Here is a 19,681-nt window from a genome sequence, read left to right on the forward strand (position 1 = left end):
TTAAAACGTGCGGCGTGGAGATTTCATCGCCATGCCGCGCATTGTAAATGCCGGACAGAGTTAAGCACTCGTCACAGACGAGCGCAAGAGGAATGATTGGAATTATACCGCAAGCTAATCACTGCCGCAGCCGCTACAACCAGAACCTGAACACCCCGAACAGCCGCTATCGCCTCCGCTGTCATGGCCGCCATGGTGACCGCCATGATGTGAAGTGAAACCGTCCCCATTGCAGCCGCTGCCGGCAGTACCGCAGCCACTGTTACCGTTGCCATCATTATTACCCTTGCCCCTATTGGGGTTCGACTCCCATCTGTATACGCCAATAACCACAATTGCAGCAATGCCCAGCATTAATAATGGGGCCACCATACTTTCTGATGCTTGTATAAAAGTAGTGCATGCAATTAATAGCATAACCAATGTAAGGCCGTATACAGATAATCGGGGTTTCTTGATGAGCCAGTATCTGCCAATATTCACACGCTGAAAGTTGATGTCGCTAAAGCGGGTATGGTTATCCTGCCAGATATCTGCAGGTGGCTGTTCGCCGAATTTTTGGGTATAAAGTTTATGCGATGAGGTGTAAAATCCGTTAAACTTTGTTGCTTCCTGCTTGCCGCCTTTGGTTGGGTTGTGATGGATCTCGCGGTTAAGGGTGTTCTTGCAAAGTTCTGTCCAGTAGGAGCGGGTAAACGTTAAATGCAAATGCCAGGCCTGGTCAACCGGGTCTGAAGGTGTAACGCCCTGCTCCGAAATACAACATAGAAAAATGAACTTCTTATATTCGGATATAACACGTTTGGCGTATGTTAAAGTCCAGCCATTCTCGCGTGCCAGCCTTGCTGAGAATTTAAAATCGGCCACGGGTTCATCCAGTTCAAAATCCTGAATCTTTTGCCAAAGCGTTTGTTCGATAGGTGTCATCGATAAGGTATAAGTCAACTAAAGATAAGGAAAAAGCAATGACGTAGTGGGGGAAATATCCAATAAAAAAGCTTCCCCAATTGGGATTCGTCACAGACGAGCGCAAGAGGGTAAACATTCTATTTTAATTGCAATTCGATGCACTTGTTTTTCGTATCAAAGGAGATCCATTTTAATGAATTTTCATCAGGCAGGCAATCAGATAATGGCAAACCCTCCTTGCATTTCTTGATGGAACGTTTGCCTAATTTGATGGTCATCTGGTATTTCTCATTTTCAGTCATTACTATCCATGCTTCTGTTTCAATCTTCTGCGTACTAAACACGTTTTCGCGCTGTAGTTGCCTATCCTCAAATGGCATCAATACACCATCGCACCATATCTTACTTATTTCCGGATCGGGCGCATTTTCGAATGCTCTTGTCAAATGATATTCAAGTTCGTAACAGAAATTCTGATTGAAGGATTGCTTAATAGTTGTTTCAAATTCCTTAAACTCATCGGCTTGTTCTTTTACAAAGGCTAAATAACTTTTATTCTTGTAAACAAACCACTCCTGCCGCAAGTCAGGATAATATTGTAGTAAATTATTGAAATTCGCAAATGACTTTTTTCGGGATAAAGCATCCATAAATTTATTTTGCGTTGGGATATGGGTTATCTCGTCAGTAAAGTCCGCCATGATTTTAAATGCCTGGCTACTGTTCATTGCTTCAAATTCAAAGTAATCACCCGGATTGGATTTTATCTTAACAACAAGATCTTCCCAGTCATCCTCAAAACCTGAGAATTCCAGATCTTTGGGATATGACTCTATTTCGCCGGTTACTTTGTTATAAAAACACTGCATCCCCATTTCAAGTTCGCCTGCAATTTCCTTTAGCATATCATTTGTAAGAGAATCTTTCATGTTGCAGTAAAGTATGGTTATAAATTATTGAACAAAAATTACAAAAAAGAACAGCTTTATCAAGCTCATATGTGGGATGAAACATTAACCCAGCGCAATGACGTGGTTGAAAAACAGGTCACAAAAAAAAAGCCTCCCCAATCGGGAAGGCTTAATCTAAAATCGTACTTCTAAGATCTAAAATTATTTTTCACTAATCTTTTTGCTCTAAAATAATTGTATAACCCTGAAAAAGGGAGAGGGCCATCTCCTCTACCCAGGCTTGATATATTAAAGTATATATCGTTATCATTAAACACGCAAGTAATTAGTAGGCTAAGACCGATAAATCTTGGTTCACGATAATAGGTTACAAGATTATCTCCTTCTACGGTTTTATTTAGCCGTTTAAATTTTCGAGTTATTACTGCATGCAGCTCCACTTTATTGTTAGCAGCATATCCGCCTTTAACTTTGACTAATACATTTGAAAAATAAATATTTGTAAAAAGCCAAAAGGCAATTATGGTTAATATTACAGATGTAAAGAACAAGGAAGTATTTTGCGATAAGTTATCCGTTGCGTTTTTTGAAAAAATGTAACCTATAAAAAGGGTAATCCCAGCAGCAAACAACGAAAAAAAATAATCAAAGATATAACTAAAAGTAACCTTGTATGTAAGCCTTTGTCTACGGATACTTTTAACAATATTAAGTGGATAGAGAGTAGTATTCACTATTATAAGATAATCAATTAACGATCAAAGGTATAAAGATGCATGAAAGTTTCCACAAAAAAAGCCTCCCCGTTTGGGAAGGCTTAATCTAAAATCGTACTCCTAAGATCTAAAATTAAGAGATCATTTGCCTGCGGATGATGTTTAACGCGCCGCCTGCTTTAAACCACTCTATCTGCTGTGCATTATAGGTGTGGTTTACCGGGAACGACTCTGTTGTACCATCTATATGATGTAGCACTACGGTTAACTGTTTGCCGGGGGCAAAGGTTGTTAAACCGGTAATGTCAATGATATCGTCCTCTTGTATTTTCTCGTAATCGTTTGTATCTGCAAAGGTGATACCCAGCATACCTTGTTTCTTAAGGTTGGTTTCGTGGATACGGGCAAATGATTTTACCAATATGGCACGTACACCTAAGTGGCGGGGCTCCATAGCCGCGTGCTCACGTGATGAACCTTCGCCGTAGTTTTCGTCGCCAACAACAATAGAACCAATGCCATGCGCTTTGTAATCGCGCTGAGTGGCAGGTACTGGTCCGTATTCGCCTGTCAGTTCGTTTTTAACGCTATCTGCAGTGTTATTAAAGTAGTTGATAGCACCTATCAGCATATTGTTTGATATGTTGTCCAGGTGGCCACGGAACTTCAACCATGGGCCTGCCATAGAAATATGGTCGGTAGTACATTTACCACGGGCTTTTATCAATAATTTTAAGCCGGTAATATCAGTGCCTTCCCAAGGGGTAAATGGCTCTAATAACTGTAAACGTGATGATCTTGGATCAACTATTACCTCTACCTGGCTACCATCTTCGGCAGGTGCCTGGTAACCGGCATCTTCAACAGCATAGCCTTTAATCGGCATCTCAATACCTTGTGGCTCGTCAAATTTAACCAGCTCGCCGTTTTTGTTTATTAAGCTATCGGTAAGCGGGTTAAAGGTAAGGTCGCCGGCAATAGCAAACGCTGTAACTATCTCCGGAGAGGCCACAAAAGCGTGCGTATTAGGGTTACCATCCTGGCGTTTAGCAAAGTTACGGTTAAACGATGTGATGATAGAGTTTTTGCGTGTAGGGTCGTCTGTATGACGTGCCCACTGGCCAATACATGGGCCGCAAGCATTAGCTAAAACTACGCCGCCCATGCTCTCGAAAGTACCTAAGTAACCATCGCGCTCAACGGTGTAACGCACCAACTCCGAACCCGGTGTAATGGTGAACTCTGCCCTGGTAACTAAATTTTTATCGATAGCCTGTTGTGCGATAGATGCAGAACGGGTGATATCTTCGTATGATGAGTTGGTACAAGAACCAATCAACCCAACCTCTAAAATTGCAGGCCAGTTGTTTTCTTTAACCGCTTGCGCGAATTTAGAGATAGGCCATGCCAGATCAGGAGTGAACGGACCGTTAACGTGTGGCTCAAGCTCAGATAAGTTGATCTCGATAACCTGGTCAAAGTATCGCTCAGGGTTAGCGTAAACCTCGTCATCGCCGGTTAGGTGTTGTGCAACAGCGTTAGCCAGTTCAGCAACTTCGGCACGTTGCGTGCCATTTAGGTAAGCGGCAATTTTTTCGTCGTAACCAAAAATAGAAGTGGTTGCGCCAATTTCGGCACCCATGTTACATATGGTACCTTTACCTGTAGCAGAAAGGGAACGAGCACCTTCGCCAAAATATTCAACAATAGCACCGGTACCACCTTTTACGGTTAGGATACCTGCTACTTTCAAAATAACGTCTTTAGCTGATGTCCAACCAGAAAGTTTACCGGTTAATTTAACACCAATTAGTTTAGGGAATTTTAGCTCCCAAGGCAAACCTGCCATAACATCACAGGCATCGGCACCACCAACACCAATGGCAACCATACCCAAACCACCTGCATTAGGTGTGTGCGAATCGGTACCTATCATCATACCACCCGGGAACGCGTAGTTCTCTAAAACAACCTGGTGAATGATACCAGCACCGGCTTTCCAGAAACCGATACCATATTTATCAGATACAGATGAAAGGAAATCATAAACTTCGCGGTTAATATCAACCGCAGTATTTAAATCGGCAACAGCGCCAACTTTAGCCTGTATTAAGTGATCGCAATGTACGGTTGATGGTACCGCAACCTGCGGGCGACCAGCCTGCATAAACTGCAATAACGCCATTTGCGCGGTAGCATCTTGCATGGCCACGCGGTCTGGTGCAAAATCAACGTAGTCGGTACCGCGTTCAAAAGCTCTTTTAGCATCACCTTCGGATAGGTGGGCGTATAATATTTTTTCAGTTAAAGTAAGATGTTTACCGGTCGCTTTACGGGCAGCATCCACACGGGTGCTGTAACGATCGTAAACCTTTTTGATCATATCTAAATCAAAAGCCATAATGTTTGATTTTTAGTGTAGTAAAAGATGTTTAAGCCCTGTTTAGGGCTATGCGGCGAATTTACAAAATATAAACTTTATTCACAGTCAGTGCTTTGTACAATTGCTATTTGGATATATTCTAAATAACGCATTCGGAGTTGGCAGTTCTGAGTTTGCAGTTTGCATCGAGAAATTTGCCAACTGCCAACTGCCAACTGCCAACTGCCAACTGCCAACTGTTCTACTTCCCACTCACTTCAATCACCTTATCGCTACTCCCATTACTGGTAACAATATAAACCTTTCCATCTGGCGATATAGCCACATCGCGCATACGGCCATATTTACTTTTATAAAAGGTATTTACATTTTCTACACCGGTACCGGCACTGTTCAGTTTTATTTGCAGCAATTCAGAATCTTTAAGCACCGCTAATAGTAACGAGCCTTTCCATTGAGGGATGGCATCCTTGTTATAATAGTCGAGACCGGATGGGGCAATAGTGGGCGACCAGGCCTGTATAGGTTCAGCTACATTGTTTGCTGAGCAAAAGGTTTTCTCGTCGGATGCATTGCAAAATCCCTCTACATTGGGCCAGCCAAAGTTGCGGTCTTTTTGTATAATGTTGATCTCGTCATCGGTAGTGTTGCCATGCTCTGAACTGTACAAGCGATCGCCAACAAATACCAGGCCCTGTGGGTTACGGTGCCCAAAACTCCAAAGCGGGCTGCCTGCTATAGGGTTGTCGCCGGGGATGCTTCCATCCAGGTTTATACGCTGAATTTTACCGGCGGGGTTTGTTTTATCCTGCGCCCTTGTGTTTACCGAAGCATCGCCGCTGGTGATGAAAAGCTTTTTATCGGGCGAGATAGCCAAACGTGTGCCGTTATGAATATTTGATGCCGGGATGTTATCAAGCAAAACTACAGGATTGATCAGGGTGCCTCCGCTGTAAGTAAATTTTACTATTTTTTTAGTGTAGGTACCGCTCTTTTCATAATTGTAGGCCACAAAAACTTCGGGTGTGGTAGCAAAATCCGGGTGAAGAACCATGCCGAGCAAGCCACCTTCGCCACGCGAAACTACCTCGCTTATGGTTTTTATTGGGGTAATGGCCCCGGTAGCCGGATCAATGCTGCTTATTTTACCGCCGCGCTCGGTTATCCATAACTGGTTGTTTGGTCCCCACAATACTTCCCATGGATAGGTGAGTTTATCGGTTACTACTTTATCGGTAAGGTCGGCAGTATTGCCGGGGTTATTAGGGTTGTTGGGGTTGTTTGAAGACGAACTTTTTTTACAGGTACTCAATAATAAAAGACCCGCTATAGCTGCCAATGTTATGCATGTTTTCATATCCTTATTATTAGTGGGATAATAATTAATAACATGAATATCAGGGAATTGTTGTATTGCCAGTCCCTTAAAAGGGCCGGTAAATCTATTTGTAACCCTCTTTTATCCAATCGCTTTTGTCGATGGCATTTGTATCTACTGAAGTTTCCAATTTAAAAAAAGGAGTTATTGGCCGTTTAAGTACAATTTTATAATCGCCGGGTTCTGTACCACCACCACCAGCCCCCAGGTCTATATAGCGACTAACTATTTTTACCTCCGGGTTGTTCTTTTGATAATATAATGTACCCCTATCAACCCATACCGCCAAAATCTTTGTTAAGGTAATAAACCCAAAAATCAAAATAGATAAAGACATTATGCAGACGGTATAAAAGGTTGTGCCAATCCGATTCTTTTTTTGAGGCGAATAAAGTTGGTGGACAGAGGTAATTGTGACAGTAATAACGGTAACTGCAAATAATGTAAAGTAATAAGGAATAATAAAGCTGTGGAAAGTAAAATATATGGGAATGAATTGGCCGACAGTAAAGCAAAATACGCACAATAGCATCACCAATAGGATGATCTTAAAAAATATCTGCGATTTTGGAAGGTGTTGGCTCATGACATCAAAAATGGGAAAACTTTAAGAGATATTAAGTTACCCCAAACTTTTAAACTCATACCCCTCCTTACTCCAGTACTCCATTGCCAAAGGCAATGCGTATTCCAGCTTATGAAATGCTTTTACACTATCGTGGAATAATACTATGGAGCCATCCTGCGCATTCTTTAATACGTTCTTTAAAGCCTCTTCGGGCTTAAGGCTCAAGTCAAAATCTCCGCTTAGTACATCCCACATAATTATTTTAAGGTCGGGACGGGCATTTTTTAGTAGTTTTATCTGTTCCCTTTTAATGCGCCCATACGGCGGGCGAAACAGGGGGGTGTCCAATATTTTGTCAGCCTGTAAAAAATTTTCCAGGTAGGTTTGGCTGTCGGTTGCCCAGCCTTTAAGGTGATTAAAAGTATGGTTGCCAATAGCGTGGCCGTCTTTTTTTACTTGTTCAAATACATCGGGGTGCTTGCTTACGTTATCGCCAATGCAAAAAAATGTGGCCTTTGCGTTGTGCTGTTTTAAAATATTTAACACAAACGGTGTAACAATGGGTATAGGGCCGTCGTCAAAAGTCAAATAAATGCAACGGGCACCTGGTTTAGCATCCCAAATTAATTCGGGGTATAATTTTTTAAGCAACCAGGGGGTTTTTACCAGGTACATTTAATAAACTTATAAAGGTTTTACCATTAACACAAAATAGAGCTTGCAAAGTAATTACCAGTTACTTACAATTGTATACATTTTATTATGAAACTAAACTTACAGATCACAAAAGTAACTATTGCTTGCATCATATTACTTTCAACAGTTAACTTAACTGTAAAAGCACAAGAAGTTATTACTCTGCAAAAAGCCATAGACCTTGCTCTTGAACGTAACTTAACTATAAAGCAGGCGCAATTCAGCGAGGCTTTATCAGAAGAGAACCTAAAGCAATCTAAATATAACATGCTGCCAAATTTAACTGCAGGCCCACAGGCTTCATTTAACTTTGGCCGTAATATTGACCCTTCTACCAACCAGTTTACCAATCAGCGTATTTTTGCATTGAACGGTACCCTTAGTTCGCAGGTAACCCTTTTTCAAGGCGGGCAATTACGTAACCAGATCATAGAGAATAAGTTATTGCTTGGCGCGGACCGCAGCTATACAGCTAAAATTAAGAATGACCTTATATTAAATGTAGTTACCCAATACCTGCAAATATTAACAAACCAGGATCTGGTTACCGCAGCACAACAGCAAATTGATATCGCCAAAATAACATTAGACAGGTCTCAAAAAAGCTTTGATGTAGGTAACCAAACCCAGGCAGATCTATCGCAGGCAAAAGCATCGCTATCAACTGCCGACTTGAATTATACCAATGCCGAAAACCAGTTAGAATTATCGATACTCACCTTAAAGCAATATATGGAGATGCCATCGGCAACAAATATTACTTTTGAGAAACCGGATATCAGCAAGTTTAAAAATGTAAACACCCTTTATAACGCCGAAACTGTTTTACAAACCGCTTTAGCCGTTAACCCCGACGTAAAACTTGCGGAAATAAGGCAAAAAGCTGCCGAGCAGGATATTAAAGTTGCACGAGGTAACTACTTCCCAAGTGTTGTATTGTTTGGGCAGGTAGGTACAAATTATTCTGATGCACGCCGTTTACAGGGTGCGCCATTTGCCACCGGCAGAGTAGATACAGTAGGTTTTGTACAAAATAGCGGCAATGCTGTTGTAGTGCCAAATTACAGCGCGCCTATATTGCATTATCCTATTGGTAAGCAACTAAGCGATAACTTTAACCAGTCGGTAGGGATAAGCTTGCAGATCCCTATTTTTAACCGCTTTAACTCGCGCACTTTAGTACGTAAAGCAAAAATTACTAACGAGAACGCTATTGTTACCGCGCAACTGGCTAAGAACAACTTAAGCAAAATTATATACCAGGCAGTGTGGGATGTAAAAGCGGCCGACAAAAAATACCAGTCGACCCTGCAAACTTATAATGCCAATAAAGATGCCTTTAATGTAATACAACAAAGGTATAATGTAGGTTTGGTGAACTCGCTTGATTACAACACATCATTAACCAACTTAAACAAGTCGCAATTTGACTTGATACAGGCACAATACGAAGTTGTGTTCAGAAGCAAAGTAATTGACTATTATCTCGGAAACCCTATAACACTTTAAACACAAAAACAATCCTGAAAATCATCATGGGAAAAACTACTAAATATATTCTGATAGGCCTTGGCGCACTTATAGTCCTATTAATTATAGGCAAGGCAACCGGTATAATAGGCAAGCCGCAGTTAACGCAGGTTGCTGTTGAAAAAGCCGAGAGCCGCGACATAAACGAAACAGTATCGGCCAGTGGTAAAATAAAACCACACGTAGAGGTTAAAATAAGCCCGGAAGTATCTGGCGAGGTGGTTGAACTGCCAATTAAAGAAGGCGACGTGGTTAAAAAAGGCCAGCTGTTATGCCGTATCCGCCCGGATATTTTAAAATCTGGGTATGACCGCGCGGTGGCTTCATACAATACACAAAAAGCAAGTGTGGGTAATTCATCACAAATGCTAAAACAATCCGAAGCTACTTTTATCAACCAGGAATCGATATACAAACGCAGCAAGGAACTTTTTGATAAAAAAGTACTTACAGTAGCCGAGTTTGAACAAGCTAAAGCTAACTATGAAGGTGCAAAAGCATCTCTTGAAGCAGCCAAACAAAACGTGGTAGGTTCAAGATACGGTTTAGAGCAATCACAGGCATCAGTAAAAGAAGCGCAGGATAACCTGGCTAAAACAACAATCTACGCACCGGTTGATGGTGTGGTATCAAAATTGTCGATAGAGCAGGGTGAGCGTGTTTTAGGTACCCAACAGTTTGCCGGTACCGAGATCATGACCATATCTGACCTTACCAAAATGGATGTGAATGTTGATGTGAACGAGAACGACATTAACCGTATCGCAATAGGCAACCAGTCGCAAATTGAGATTGACGCGTTTTTGGGTAAGAAATTTACAGGTGAGGTTATTGAAATAGGTAGCTCTGCCAACGTAGTAGGTACCAATGCTGATCAGGTTACAAACTTTACAGTGAAAGTTCGCATTACGGCGCAATCATATATTGATCTGCTTAAAAAGAATGCAGCCAACCATTCACCCTTCCGCCCGGGATTAACGGCTACGGTTGATATACAAACCAACCACGTAAAAGCATTATCGGTACCTATCCAATCGGTTACCACCCGCGACGAGAAAAAACCTGCCCCGGCAACAGGCGATACACAAAAAGACGATAAGAAAACTACAACAACCGCACCTTCAAAAGAATATGTATTTGTTTTGCAAGGGAATAAAGTAAAACAGGTTGAAGTTAAAACCGGTATACAGGATGATACCTATATCCAGATACTATCGGGCCTGAAAGGTGGCGAAGAAGTTGTATCGGCACCGTTCGCGGCTATATCAAAAACATTGAAAGATGCTATGATAGTTGAGAAGGTAGATAAATCGAAGCTATTTAGTGGCGATGCCAAGAAATAAACCTTTTTAGATAAAAAACTTACTGAAAAAGGACAAAGGATTAAAAGCCTTTGTCCTTTTTTGGTTTTGTGGGCCTGTCATGGTGAGCCTGTCGAACCATTAGCCGCTTTGCAGATCTGTTGACAGCATGATATTTATCTTTTGTCTTTATTCTTTCCATCCTTTCTCTAAAACACCTTTCATCTTTTCGCATAATATTTCATTAATTTGTACCACCGGGAAAACCAATTACCGGCTGGGACATTTACTACTTAATGCTTAAGCAAAAAAACAAAATTGCTGTTGTGGGCGGCGGAAGCTGGGCCACCGCTAATATTAAAATGCTTACCGATAACACCGTCGAAAAAGAGATTTTTTGGTGGATGCGCAACGGTGAAGCTGTAGAGCACATTCGCAAATTTGGGCACAACCCTAATTATCTGAGTTCGGTTGGGATAAAAGTACCGGCACAAAACATATCTACCGATCTTAAATCGCTTATACAGGGTGCAGATTATATACTGCTAAACGTACCCGCGGCATTCTTAAAAGAAGCCCTGGAAGGTATAACCCCCACTGATTTAAAAGGCAAGAAAATAGTATCGGCCATAAAAGGCATAGTACCCGATGAGAATAAGATCATTGGCGAATTTTTGAATGAGAACTACGACGTGCCCTTTGATCATTTCCTGGTAATTAGCGGCCCCTGCCACGCAGAAGAGGTGGCGTTAGAGAAACTTTCTTACCTGACCATAGCATCGCAGGATGCGGAACTGGCGGCCGAATTTGCCGGAATGCTGAGTACACGCTACATTAAAACTATAGTATCTGACGATATATACGGTACCGAATATGGTGCAGTATTAAAGAACGTTTACGCCATTGCCAGTGGTATTTGCCACGGTGTGGGTTATGGCGATAATTTTCAATCGGTGTTAATATCAAATGCTATCCGCGAGCTGGAACGTTTTGTTGACGAAGTGCACCCTATAGACCGCGACATAAAAGAATCGGCCTACCTGGGCGATCTGCTGGTTACCGCCTATTCGCAGTTTAGCCGTAACCGTACTTTTGGTAATATGATAGGGAAGGGCTACACCGTAAAATCGGCACAGCTGGAAATGAACATGATAGCAGAGGGATATTATGCAGTAAATTGCCTACACCAGGTAAACAGGCAGTACAAGGTTGATATGCCCATTTGCGAGGCTGTTTATGCTATTTTATACAAAAAAAGCTCCCCAACTATTGAAATGCAGAAACTGGCAGAGAAATTGAGTTAGTTATTATATACTAAACAAAAAACTGCCAGATGAAAAAGCTATTTAAATCGGCAATGTTTGCTGCATCGTTATTTGCAGCGTCAGTAAGCTACGGCCAAACGCATAAAGACACTACAGTAGGCCAAAAGGTGGGCACTACGGCCAAAAAGGGTTGGCATGCAACCAAAAAAGCTGCCAGCACAGTAGGGAATAAAACAGCAGAGGTGGCCTCAAAAGGCGCATCGGCTGTGTCTGATAAAAAGTATGATACCAAGGTAGGCCCGCAGGGCCAAACCATTTATATCGATAAAAACTCTTATTACTATTACGTAAATAAAAAGGGCCGCCACATTTATGTGCCAAAAGCCCAGCTGGTTGATAAACCTGTTAAATAATATTTTATTAAAGCACCTGCAAAACAGGTGCTTTTTTATTACCTTATCAGCAATGAAAATGAAAAGATACAACTTAATATTTGTGCCGGTACTGGGGGCATTTATGCTGATTGCTGCCTGCGATAAAAAAGAGTCAAATACCAAAATTAGGGGTAGCTGGAAATCAAAAGATGCGAATGTTACCCTTAAAATAACCGATAAGAAGTTTATTATGGACGGCGATGAGCAAAACGCCGAAGACTATTTTACAAAAGGTGATACCATTTTTACCTCGTTTGAGGGTAACCAGCCCTACACCAAATTTGTAATACAAAAACTGGACGAGCACCAGATGAATTTGCTGTATCCCGACTCGCTTGTGGTTGAATTTAGCCGTTAAACAAAAACCTCCCGGATGATAAACAAACGAGAGGCTTTGTAAACAAAACTAAACTAAAACTATGCTTCCGTTAACTACTCGGAAGCTCTTATGAAACTAACTAATTAGAATCTTCTGCGGCGTTCCGGGCGCTCTTCGCGGGGTTTGCCAGAGAAATCACGGAAACCACCGCCGCCGCTGTTGCCGCCGCCGCTATTCCTGTCCCTGTTAAAACCACCTTCGCGGCGTCCGCCACCACCACTATTCCTGTCGCGGTTGTAACCGCCGCCGCCTTCGCGTCTTTGGTAACCACCTTCGCGTCTTTCGCCACCGCCACTGCGGCTGCTGCTGGTGCCTTCGCCAGATATTTCTATCCTAACTTCGCGGCCCTTAAATTCAACGCCTTTAAAATTGTTCACTACCTGGTCAACATCGCCGTTGCTTACTTCAAAGAAAGAGTAAACACCTTTAACATCAATTTTACCAACAGTGCGTCCGCTTATTTTAGAGTTGTTGCAAATGTAACCCAGCAAATCGCCGCGGTTAAACTCATCAACACTACCTAAGTTGATAAACAAACGAGTATATTCTGATTTGCCACCTGCATCGCGCATACCGCGTTCGCCTCTTTCGCCATCTCTGCGGAAATCATCTGCAGGAGCGTTAAGGTCAGGAGCATTACTGTAATAATCTAAAAAGCGGTTAAACTCTAATGATGCAAAACGTTTAATAACTTCTTCTTTTTCAAGATCTTTAAACTCATCCATAATACGAGGGATGTATTGCTCAATTTGCGCTTCGTTAACTGTTACGTTATGTACTTTATGTACAAGGGCAAACAATTGTTTTTCGCAAACATCAAAACCTGTAGGTATTTCAGCTTTTACAAACTTTTTACCTATGGTGCGTTCTATCTGGCGAATTTTACCAAGTTCTTTGCTGTTGATGATAGCGATAGATACACCTGTTTTACCTGCACGGGCTGTACGGCCGCTACGGTGGGTGTAATTTTCTATCTCATCAGGTAACGAGTAGTTAATAACGTGTGTAACATCATTAACATCAATACCACGTGCGGCAACATCTGTAGCAATTAATAATTGCAGGCTGCGTTCGCGGTAGCGTTTCATCACCTTATCGCGTTGTTGCTGTGAAAGGTCACCGTGTAAAGCATCGGCATTATAACCGTCTTTAATAAGTGATTCAGCAATTTCCTGAGTTTCAATTTTGGTACGGCAAAATACGATACCAAAAATCTCGGGGTTGTTATCAACAATGCGTTTAAAGGCTGCATATTTATCACGGGCACGTACAACGTAGTACTCGTGGTCGATATTAACATTACCTGTATTTTTCTCGCCCATAGTAAGCTCGAAAGGGTCGGTCATGTATTTCTTAGCGATCCTTCTAACTTCAGAAGGCATAGTGGCCGAAAACAGCCATGTTTTTTTCTCTTCCGGTGTGGTAGATAAGATACTGTCAATGTCTTCCTGGAAGCCCATGTTGAGCATCTCATCAGCCTCATCCAATACCACAAACTTAACCTGCGAAAAATTGATCGCTTTACGGTTAATAATGTCAAGCATACGGCCCGGGGTAGCAACAACGATCTGTACACCACGTTTAATTTGGCGTAATTGATCCTGAATGCTTGCACCACCGTAAACGGCAACAACATTAACGTTGTTCATGTGCTTGGCGTAGTTCTTAATGTCGTTCGTGATCTGTAAACAAAGTTCACGTGTTGGGCATAAAACAAGCGCCTGCGGATGATTTTCTTCGAAATCGAGCAGTTCTAATAGCGGCAGTCCAAAAGCAGCTGTTTTACCGGTCCCTGTTTGGGCTAATCCGACAAAATCGTTGCTGCCTGTTAACAATACCGGAATTGACTGTTCCTGGATTGGTGTAGGATTTTCAAATCCTAACTCAGAGATGGCATTAACAATATCATGACGGATTCCCAGATTAATAAATGGGTTCATGAATTAAAATAACGTATTTGGCTACATCGCCAAATCGGGTGCAAAAGTACAACTAATATTCCGCATTTCAAATGCTGATTTTATTATTTGTAATAATGGCAAAATTAAAGATTCGTATTGCCGTAACTTGCTAAAAATCAATGTGTTTTTTACGTTAATGGTTTTGGCCTTAGTGTGTGTTATACAATTGACGGTTTTTAGCGCTTGAAAAAATGGGTTAAATAACAGCAATAGCTTTTATACGCTCCATTACAATTTGGCTATTATTTATACCTTTAACCATCAGTAACTATCGCAAAAAATGAAATTATCTCTACCATTTATCACATCGCTTATTTTATTGTTAACTACTTCGGTATGCTCTGCCCAAACTTTTGAAAAAGACATGGATACTACCCTGTATGGCCGCAATAAAGCCGTAGGTAAATATGCCAAGCTGCGCGGTATTAAAATGTACTACGAAGTGTATGGCAAAGGCGAACCTTTGTTAATTATACATGGCAACACGGGATCCATCAAAAACTTTGTATACCAGATCCCTTATTTTGCTAAAAACTACCAGGTGATACTGGCCGATAGCAGGGCACAAGGTAAAACCATAGACCATGCCGACTCGCTGAGCTACGAGATGATCAGCGACGACCTTAATGCGCTGCTGGAGCACCTGAAGATAAAAAACGCCAATGTAATAGGTTGGAGCGACGGCGGAATAGAAGGCTTATTACTGGCCATGAACCATCCCGACAAGGTGAAAAAACTGGCAGTAACAGGCGCCAATTTATGGCCGGATAGCACCGCGGTTGATCCGTTTGTATATAAAATGATGATGGACATTAATATTAAAGGGGTTGACTCATTAAAGCGGATGAAAAATCCAACGCCCGAGATGAAGAATCAGCTTAAATTGATGCATCTTTTATCCTACGAGCCACATATTAAATTAGAAGCATTAAAGAAGATAACCTGCCCAACGCTGGTAATAGGCGGCGACCACGACGTAATAGTAACCAAACACACTGTGGCCATAGCCGAAGCCATAACAAATTCATACCTGTGGATACTGCCAAACTCGGGCCATGGTACACCGGTAGTTTATAAGGATATGTTTAATCAGGTAGTTGGCGACTTTTTTGTCAAACCCTTCAGGAAGATAGATAAGTACGGAAGGTTTAGGTAAAAAATAAATTTGGTATATTTGAGTATAGGAGATAGCAATATGAGTACTGCAGAACTGAAAAACGAATTACACGAAAAGATAGATCATGCAGATGATGCCCAGATAAAACAACTGTACGGTTTGATGTTAAATTATTTTAATGGATTGGATAATATGGAGGAGTGGGATAACTTACCACAATATCAACAAGAGCAAATTAGTGTAGGGTTAGCACAAGCAGAGGCCGGATTTGGAAGTCCTGCAGCAGAAGTGATAAGGAGCACACGCGAAAAATATGGTTTAAATGGCTAAAGAAGTTATTTTAACTCCATTAGCAAAGTCAAATATTGATAGTATAGTTAATTATTTAATCAACAATTGGAGTGCTAAGGTCGCTAAGCATTTTTTATTCCGTCTTGAAAAAGTATTCGTTCTGCTGTCAGAAGCCCCTGAAATTTACACCATAGTTAATAAAAACAAGGGTATAAGGCGAAGTATAGTTACAAAACATAATACCCTTTACTTTATTGAAACATCAAAAAATATTAAAGTTCTTTCAATTTTTGACAGCCGCCAAAATCCAGATAAGTTGAAAAAGATTATTTAATATTACCTCAATCTGTCTGCCGATTTTACCAGCTTCTCATCCCTTTGAATTGCTTTTACAGCAAAGATGATAAGGATGATACTCAGCGAGGTTAGGAACAGGCCAATACCCATGTTTTTATATTCCAGCGTGATAGGGCCTACAACTTTTTTAACGGTTTGCGCCATCCAAAAACTATAACCAATCAGCAATAATATAGCGCCATAGCATAATGCTATTTGCTGTTTGCGGTTCTTGTAAAGGAAAATTACCACAAGCGGTATTAAGGCCGCTATTACCGTAATAATGGTTAGCGCCAAAAAGGGTTGTAATTGTTTGTCCTCCCCGTTAACAATTTCGTAGATGCCGGTTACGGTTACATTCACCAGTTTGCCATCCACAAAAATGTTATGTGCCAATGGGAAAAGGAATAGCGCGAACAGCACTATAGAAGCGAATAGCAGGTATATACTTTGGATTCTTTGTAGCATTTTGTTGATTATGAGTTACGACAAAGATAGAATCGTAATTGGTAAATCTAAAATCGTAAATGATGTTAACTTTGCCACGTGGCAAACACCCAAAGATATTTTATTGAACTGGCTTATGATGGCACCAATTACCATGGCTGGCAGATACAGCCAAACGCCGTAACGGTGCAGGAACTGCTTGAAAAAGCCCTTACCATACTGCTGCGCCAACCCATGGCAATTATTGGTTGCGGAAGAACAGATGCAGGGGTACATGCCAAAGAATATTTTATGCACCTGGATGTTGAGACCATGGACCATAGACCATGGACCATGGATAAACGCAGCTTAAACGCCCTGCTTCCCTATGATATCGCCATTAAAAATATCATCCCCATACATGCCGATGCGCATGCAAGGTTTGATGCCACTTTGCGTTCTTATGAATATCATATCCACTTTGAAAAGGACCCGTTTTTGAACGGGTATTCGTGGTTGCTGCGCGATAAGCTAAATTTAGATTTGATGAACCGGGCGGCGGCAATTATCATGGAATACACAGATTTTAGCTGTTTTAGCAAATCTAATACGCAGGTTAAGACCAATAATTGTAAAATTGCAAAAGCAGAGTGGGTAGAAACAGCAAATGGCATAGTTTTTCATATATCTGCCGATAGGTTTCTACGTAATATGGTTAGGGCTATTGTGGGTACATTGCTTATGGTAGGCAAAGGCGATATGCAGCCGGAAGCTATCCGCCAGATAATAGAAAGTAAAAACCGCAGTAATGCAGGTACAAGCGTACCCGCCTGCGGCTTGTATTTAACAGAGATAAAATATCCGTATTTAGATGAAATCAATAATTCACTAAATCAATAATTCGATAAATGGCATCACAAGTTACAGGTAAAGCGCTCGACTGGAAATTACTGGGCAGGGTTATGCACTATGTGAAACCGTATAACGGCAAATTCATCATAGCAGCGTTTCTCACCATCTTTTTGGCGGCCATTGCTTTGGTGCAGCCTATCCTTATTCAAAAAACACTGGATAAAGATATTTTGGGTAACGACTATAACGGCCTTGTGTTTATGGTTGGGCTGATGATAGCGCAGCTGGTTGTACAAACCGTTGCGCAGTATTATCAAACTTATTTAACAAACTCGCTCGGTCAATCGGTAATTCGCGACCTGCGGATTGATATTTTTAACCATATCACCAGTTTGCGCTTAAAATATTTCGACCGCACACCTATCGGGATGCTTATTACCCGTACCGTATCTGATCTGGAAACCATCGCCGATATATTTTCGGAAGGGTTGATCTCCATCATGGGCGATCTGCTGCTGGTGATAGCTGTTATAGGCTACATGCTTTGGCAGGACTGGAAACTGGCCCTCATCACCCTGATACCTATGCCATTGCTTTTTGCATCAACATATGTATTTAAAGAAGCTATAAAATCATCCTTCCAGGAAGTGCGTACCCAGGTGGCACATTTAAATACCTTTTTGGCCGAGCATATTAGCGGTATCAGCATTATTCAGTATTTCTCTCGCGAGGAGCAGGAGATGCGCAAGTTTAAGGCGGTGAATATGAAATACCGCGACGCTAACATCCGCTCTAACTGGTACTATTCCATTTTCTTCCCGGTGGTTGAAATTTTGTTTGCTATTTGTATGGCCCTGCTGGTTTGGTATGGCTGCAAACGGATCCTGAACGATCAGCAAATGCACGCGTTATCGGCATCGCCAAATGGTATTACGCCGGGTGTGATAACGGGCTTTATTGTTTTGCTGAACATGCTTTTCCGTCCAATACGCCAACTGGCTGATAAATTTAACACCCTGCAAATGGGTATGGTTGGTGCCGACAGGATCTTCAAAGTACTGGATACCGACGAGGTGGCTACCGATAACGGCAAGCTCGCACCGGCAGAATTACAGGGCGAGATAGAATTTAACAATGTTTGGTTTGCCTATAACGACGAAAACTGGGTACTGAAGGATATCAACTTCCACGTAAACCCCGGCGAAACACTGGCTTTGGTTGGTGCTACAGGCGCGGGTAAGTCATCTACCATAAACATCCTTAATCGTTTTTACGATATTGGTAAAGGCGAGGTTAAAGTTGATGGCCGGGATATCAGAGAGTACAAAGTAGATTATCTGCGATCAAAAATAGCTACGGTTATACAGGATGTTTTTCTGTTTACCGATACAATAGGTAATAATATCAGTCTGAATAATGCGGAGATCACCCGGGAAGAAATTATCGCGGCAGCAAAAGATGTTGGCGCGCACGAGTTTATTGAACGTTTACCCGGCGGATACGATTATAACGTGATGGAACGTGGCGCAACCCTTTCGGCCGGGCAGGCGCAATTGATCTCTTTTATCCGCGCCTTGGTTTATAACCCTGCTATTTTGGTGTTGGACGAAGCCACATCATCGGTAGATACCGAAACAGAATTGCTGATACAGAATGCCATTAACAAGCTGATGCAGGGCCGTACCGCCATTGTTATTGCCCACCGCTTATCTACCATACAAAATGCGGATAAGATAATAGTGCTTGACCACGGCGAGATTAAAGAAATGGGTACCCACCAGGAATTGCTGCGGATAGATAACGGCTATTACCGCAAACTGTACGATCTGCAGTTTAATTCGGCGGGTATTGCTAAGCCGTTAGAATAATTTATTTCGATTCCAATCTGCGGGCGTCATCATCAGACGCGTCGGGCTGATCTTTCTTGGGTGGGTTTTTCACCGGGTGAACCGGTTGTTCACTGTTTTCATAATACTTAGCCACGTTTTTTTGTTCAGGTTCATCGGCATGGTATTGCTTATCCTCTTTCTTCACTACACTTTTATGCCCCTTATCATTAGGCCTGTGGGTAGGGGTATCAGATGGAGATGGTTTGTCGCGGTCGTTTGCAGGTTTTGTCATAGTGGGATAACAGGTGAAAAACTGTTTTGTTTATAGCTTAATCCAACCCCGTCATGCCATGCAAAGTTCGGAGATTGCTTCGTACCTCGCAATGACGGTTTTAAGAC

Annotated in this window: 20 protein-coding genes; 10 read left to right on the top strand and 10 right to left on the bottom strand. The window is 41.8% G+C overall.

What is annotated here, in order from left to right; translation table 11 throughout:
- Positions 1-114: 114 nt before the first annotated feature.
- From NPE20_RS19205 to NPE20_RS19235, 7 genes are all read right to left on the bottom strand, one after another.
- Positions 115-927 (bottom strand): glycine-rich domain-containing protein, encoded by an 813-nt coding sequence (locus tag NPE20_RS19205; RefSeq protein WP_256540319.1) that lies wholly within the window; start codon positions 925-927, stop codon positions 115-117.
- Between the two features lie 119 nt (positions 928-1,046).
- Positions 1,047-1,838 carry a UPF0158 family protein gene (locus tag NPE20_RS19210; protein WP_256540320.1) on the bottom strand — a complete coding sequence of 264 codons (792 nt, stop codon included), beginning with the start codon at positions 1,836-1,838 and terminating at the stop codon, positions 1,047-1,049.
- Between the two features lie 170 nt (positions 1,839-2,008).
- Complete coding sequence (locus tag NPE20_RS19215; protein WP_256540321.1) at positions 2,009-2,554, bottom strand: hypothetical protein; 546 nt, start codon at positions 2,552-2,554, stop codon at positions 2,009-2,011.
- Between the two features lie 115 nt (positions 2,555-2,669).
- Positions 2,670-4,937 carry an aconitate hydratase gene (locus NPE20_RS19220; RefSeq protein ID WP_256540322.1) on the bottom strand — a complete coding sequence of 756 codons (2,268 nt, stop codon included), beginning with the start codon at positions 4,935-4,937 and terminating at the stop codon, positions 2,670-2,672.
- 223 nt (positions 4,938-5,160) lie between these two features.
- Positions 5,161-6,276, bottom strand: a complete 1,116-nt coding sequence (locus NPE20_RS19225) for a PQQ-dependent sugar dehydrogenase (RefSeq protein WP_256540323.1) — start codon at positions 6,274-6,276, stop codon at positions 5,161-5,163.
- A gap of 85 nt (positions 6,277-6,361) precedes the next feature.
- Positions 6,362-6,634 (bottom strand): hypothetical protein, encoded by a 273-nt coding sequence (locus tag NPE20_RS19230; protein ID WP_256540324.1) that lies wholly within the window; start codon positions 6,632-6,634, stop codon positions 6,362-6,364.
- Positions 6,635-6,919: 285 nt separating this feature from the next.
- On the bottom strand, positions 6,920-7,540 hold the full coding sequence (locus NPE20_RS19235) for a polysaccharide deacetylase family protein (RefSeq protein WP_256540325.1): 621 nt from the start codon (positions 7,538-7,540) through the stop codon (positions 6,920-6,922).
- Between the two features lie 87 nt (positions 7,541-7,627).
- Here NPE20_RS19235 and NPE20_RS19240 point away from each other — a divergent pair, with 87 nt between their 5' ends.
- From NPE20_RS19240 to NPE20_RS19260, 5 genes are all read left to right on the top strand, one after another.
- Positions 7,628-9,070, top strand: coding sequence for a TolC family protein (locus tag NPE20_RS19240; RefSeq protein ID WP_256540326.1), 1,443 nt, complete (start codon positions 7,628-7,630; stop codon positions 9,068-9,070).
- A 26-nt stretch (positions 9,071-9,096) separates the two neighbouring features.
- Positions 9,097-10,434 carry an efflux RND transporter periplasmic adaptor subunit gene (locus tag NPE20_RS19245; protein WP_256540327.1) on the top strand — a complete coding sequence of 446 codons (1,338 nt, stop codon included), beginning with the start codon at positions 9,097-9,099 and terminating at the stop codon, positions 10,432-10,434.
- Positions 10,435-10,688: 254 nt separating this feature from the next.
- Positions 10,689-11,696, top strand: coding sequence for an NAD(P)H-dependent glycerol-3-phosphate dehydrogenase (locus NPE20_RS19250; RefSeq protein ID WP_256540328.1), 1,008 nt, complete (start codon positions 10,689-10,691; stop codon positions 11,694-11,696).
- A gap of 29 nt (positions 11,697-11,725) precedes the next feature.
- Positions 11,726-12,070 carry a hypothetical protein gene (locus NPE20_RS19255; protein ID WP_256540329.1) on the top strand — a complete coding sequence of 115 codons (345 nt, stop codon included), beginning with the start codon at positions 11,726-11,728 and terminating at the stop codon, positions 12,068-12,070.
- A gap of 58 nt (positions 12,071-12,128) precedes the next feature.
- Positions 12,129-12,449: a hypothetical protein gene (locus tag NPE20_RS19260; protein WP_256540330.1), complete on the top strand. Its 321-nt coding sequence runs from the start codon at positions 12,129-12,131 to the stop codon at positions 12,447-12,449.
- 104 nt (positions 12,450-12,553) lie between these two features.
- On the opposite strand, the gene NPE20_RS19265 is transcribed toward NPE20_RS19260, so the two are convergent.
- Positions 12,554-14,410 carry a DEAD/DEAH box helicase gene (locus NPE20_RS19265; protein WP_256540331.1) on the bottom strand — a complete coding sequence of 619 codons (1,857 nt, stop codon included), beginning with the start codon at positions 14,408-14,410 and terminating at the stop codon, positions 12,554-12,556.
- Between the two features lie 301 nt (positions 14,411-14,711).
- On the opposite strand from NPE20_RS19265, the gene NPE20_RS19270 reads away from it, so the two are divergent.
- From NPE20_RS19270 to NPE20_RS19280, 3 genes are read left to right on the top strand one after another with little or no spacing between them, the layout of a single operon-like run.
- Complete coding sequence (locus NPE20_RS19270) at positions 14,712-15,587, top strand: alpha/beta fold hydrolase (RefSeq protein ID WP_256540332.1); 876 nt, start codon at positions 14,712-14,714, stop codon at positions 15,585-15,587.
- A gap of 39 nt (positions 15,588-15,626) precedes the next feature.
- Positions 15,627-15,878, top strand: coding sequence for a hypothetical protein (locus NPE20_RS19275; protein WP_256540333.1), 252 nt, complete (start codon positions 15,627-15,629; stop codon positions 15,876-15,878).
- A complete protein-coding gene (locus NPE20_RS19280; RefSeq protein WP_256540334.1) occupies positions 15,871-16,173 on the top strand; it encodes a type II toxin-antitoxin system RelE/ParE family toxin in 303 nt (100 codons plus the stop codon). Before NPE20_RS19275 ends, NPE20_RS19280 begins: the two co-directional genes overlap by 8 nt.
- Positions 16,174-16,175: 2 nt before the next feature.
- Here the strand turns inward: NPE20_RS19280 and NPE20_RS19285 are convergent, their stop codons facing one another.
- A complete protein-coding gene (locus NPE20_RS19285; RefSeq protein ID WP_256540335.1) occupies positions 16,176-16,643 on the bottom strand; it encodes a DUF4293 domain-containing protein in 468 nt (155 codons plus the stop codon).
- Between the two features lie 78 nt (positions 16,644-16,721).
- Between NPE20_RS19285 and truA the strand changes: the two genes are divergently transcribed.
- Both truA and NPE20_RS19295 read left to right on the top strand, forming a co-directional pair.
- Entirely contained in the window at positions 16,722-17,501 is a 780-nt protein-coding gene (gene truA, locus NPE20_RS19290) for a tRNA pseudouridine(38-40) synthase TruA (RefSeq protein ID WP_256540336.1), read from the top strand.
- Positions 17,502-17,509: 8 nt separating this feature from the next.
- Positions 17,510-19,321 (top strand): ABC transporter ATP-binding protein, encoded by a 1,812-nt coding sequence (locus NPE20_RS19295; protein ID WP_256540337.1) that lies wholly within the window; start codon positions 17,510-17,512, stop codon positions 19,319-19,321.
- Position 19,322: 1 nt separating this feature from the next.
- Here NPE20_RS19295 and NPE20_RS19300 read toward each other — a convergent pair whose 3' ends face one another.
- Positions 19,323-19,574, bottom strand: coding sequence for a hypothetical protein (locus NPE20_RS19300; RefSeq protein WP_256540338.1), 252 nt, complete (start codon positions 19,572-19,574; stop codon positions 19,323-19,325).
- Positions 19,575-19,681: the final 107 nt, after the last annotated feature.

It is taken from the genome of Mucilaginibacter aquariorum (assembly GCF_024498135.1).
GTDB lineage: Bacteria > Bacteroidota > Bacteroidia > Sphingobacteriales > Sphingobacteriaceae > Mucilaginibacter > Mucilaginibacter aquariorum.

Excerpts from the sequence above, each read along its gene's own strand:
- NPE20_RS19205 (WP_256540319.1), bottom strand. The coding sequence starts at position 927 with ATGACACCTATCGAACAAACGCTTTGGCAAAAGATTCAGGATTTTGAA.
- NPE20_RS19210 (WP_256540320.1), bottom strand. The coding sequence starts at position 1,838 with ATGAAAGATTCTCTTACAAATGATATGCTAAAGGAAATTGCAGGCGAA.
- NPE20_RS19220 (WP_256540322.1), bottom strand. The coding sequence starts at position 4,937 with ATGGCTTTTGATTTAGATATGATCAAAAAGGTTTACGATCGTTACAGC.
- NPE20_RS19225 (WP_256540323.1), bottom strand. The coding sequence starts at position 6,276 with ATGAAAACATGCATAACATTGGCAGCTATAGCGGGTCTTTTATTATTG.
- NPE20_RS19230 (WP_256540324.1), bottom strand. The coding sequence starts at position 6,634 with ATGTCTTTATCTATTTTGATTTTTGGGTTTATTACCTTAACAAAGATT.
- NPE20_RS19235 (WP_256540325.1), bottom strand. The coding sequence starts at position 7,540 with ATGTACCTGGTAAAAACCCCCTGGTTGCTTAAAAAATTATACCCCGAA.
- NPE20_RS19240 (WP_256540326.1), top strand. The coding sequence starts at position 7,628 with ATGAAACTAAACTTACAGATCACAAAAGTAACTATTGCTTGCATCATA.
- NPE20_RS19245 (WP_256540327.1), top strand. The coding sequence starts at position 9,097 with ATGGGAAAAACTACTAAATATATTCTGATAGGCCTTGGCGCACTTATA.
- NPE20_RS19250 (WP_256540328.1), top strand. The coding sequence starts at position 10,689 with ATGCTTAAGCAAAAAAACAAAATTGCTGTTGTGGGCGGCGGAAGCTGG.
- NPE20_RS19255 (WP_256540329.1), top strand. The coding sequence starts at position 11,726 with ATGAAAAAGCTATTTAAATCGGCAATGTTTGCTGCATCGTTATTTGCA.
- NPE20_RS19260 (WP_256540330.1), top strand. The coding sequence starts at position 12,129 with ATGAAAAGATACAACTTAATATTTGTGCCGGTACTGGGGGCATTTATG.
- NPE20_RS19265 (WP_256540331.1), bottom strand. The coding sequence starts at position 14,410 with ATGAACCCATTTATTAATCTGGGAATCCGTCATGATATTGTTAATGCC.
- NPE20_RS19270 (WP_256540332.1), top strand. The coding sequence starts at position 14,712 with ATGAAATTATCTCTACCATTTATCACATCGCTTATTTTATTGTTAACT.
- NPE20_RS19275 (WP_256540333.1), top strand. The coding sequence starts at position 15,627 with ATGAGTACTGCAGAACTGAAAAACGAATTACACGAAAAGATAGATCAT.
- NPE20_RS19280 (WP_256540334.1), top strand. The coding sequence starts at position 15,871 with ATGGCTAAAGAAGTTATTTTAACTCCATTAGCAAAGTCAAATATTGAT.
- NPE20_RS19285 (WP_256540335.1), bottom strand. The coding sequence starts at position 16,643 with ATGCTACAAAGAATCCAAAGTATATACCTGCTATTCGCTTCTATAGTG.
- NPE20_RS19295 (WP_256540337.1), top strand. The coding sequence starts at position 17,510 with ATGGCATCACAAGTTACAGGTAAAGCGCTCGACTGGAAATTACTGGGC.
- NPE20_RS19300 (WP_256540338.1), bottom strand. The coding sequence starts at position 19,574 with ATGACAAAACCTGCAAACGACCGCGACAAACCATCTCCATCTGATACC.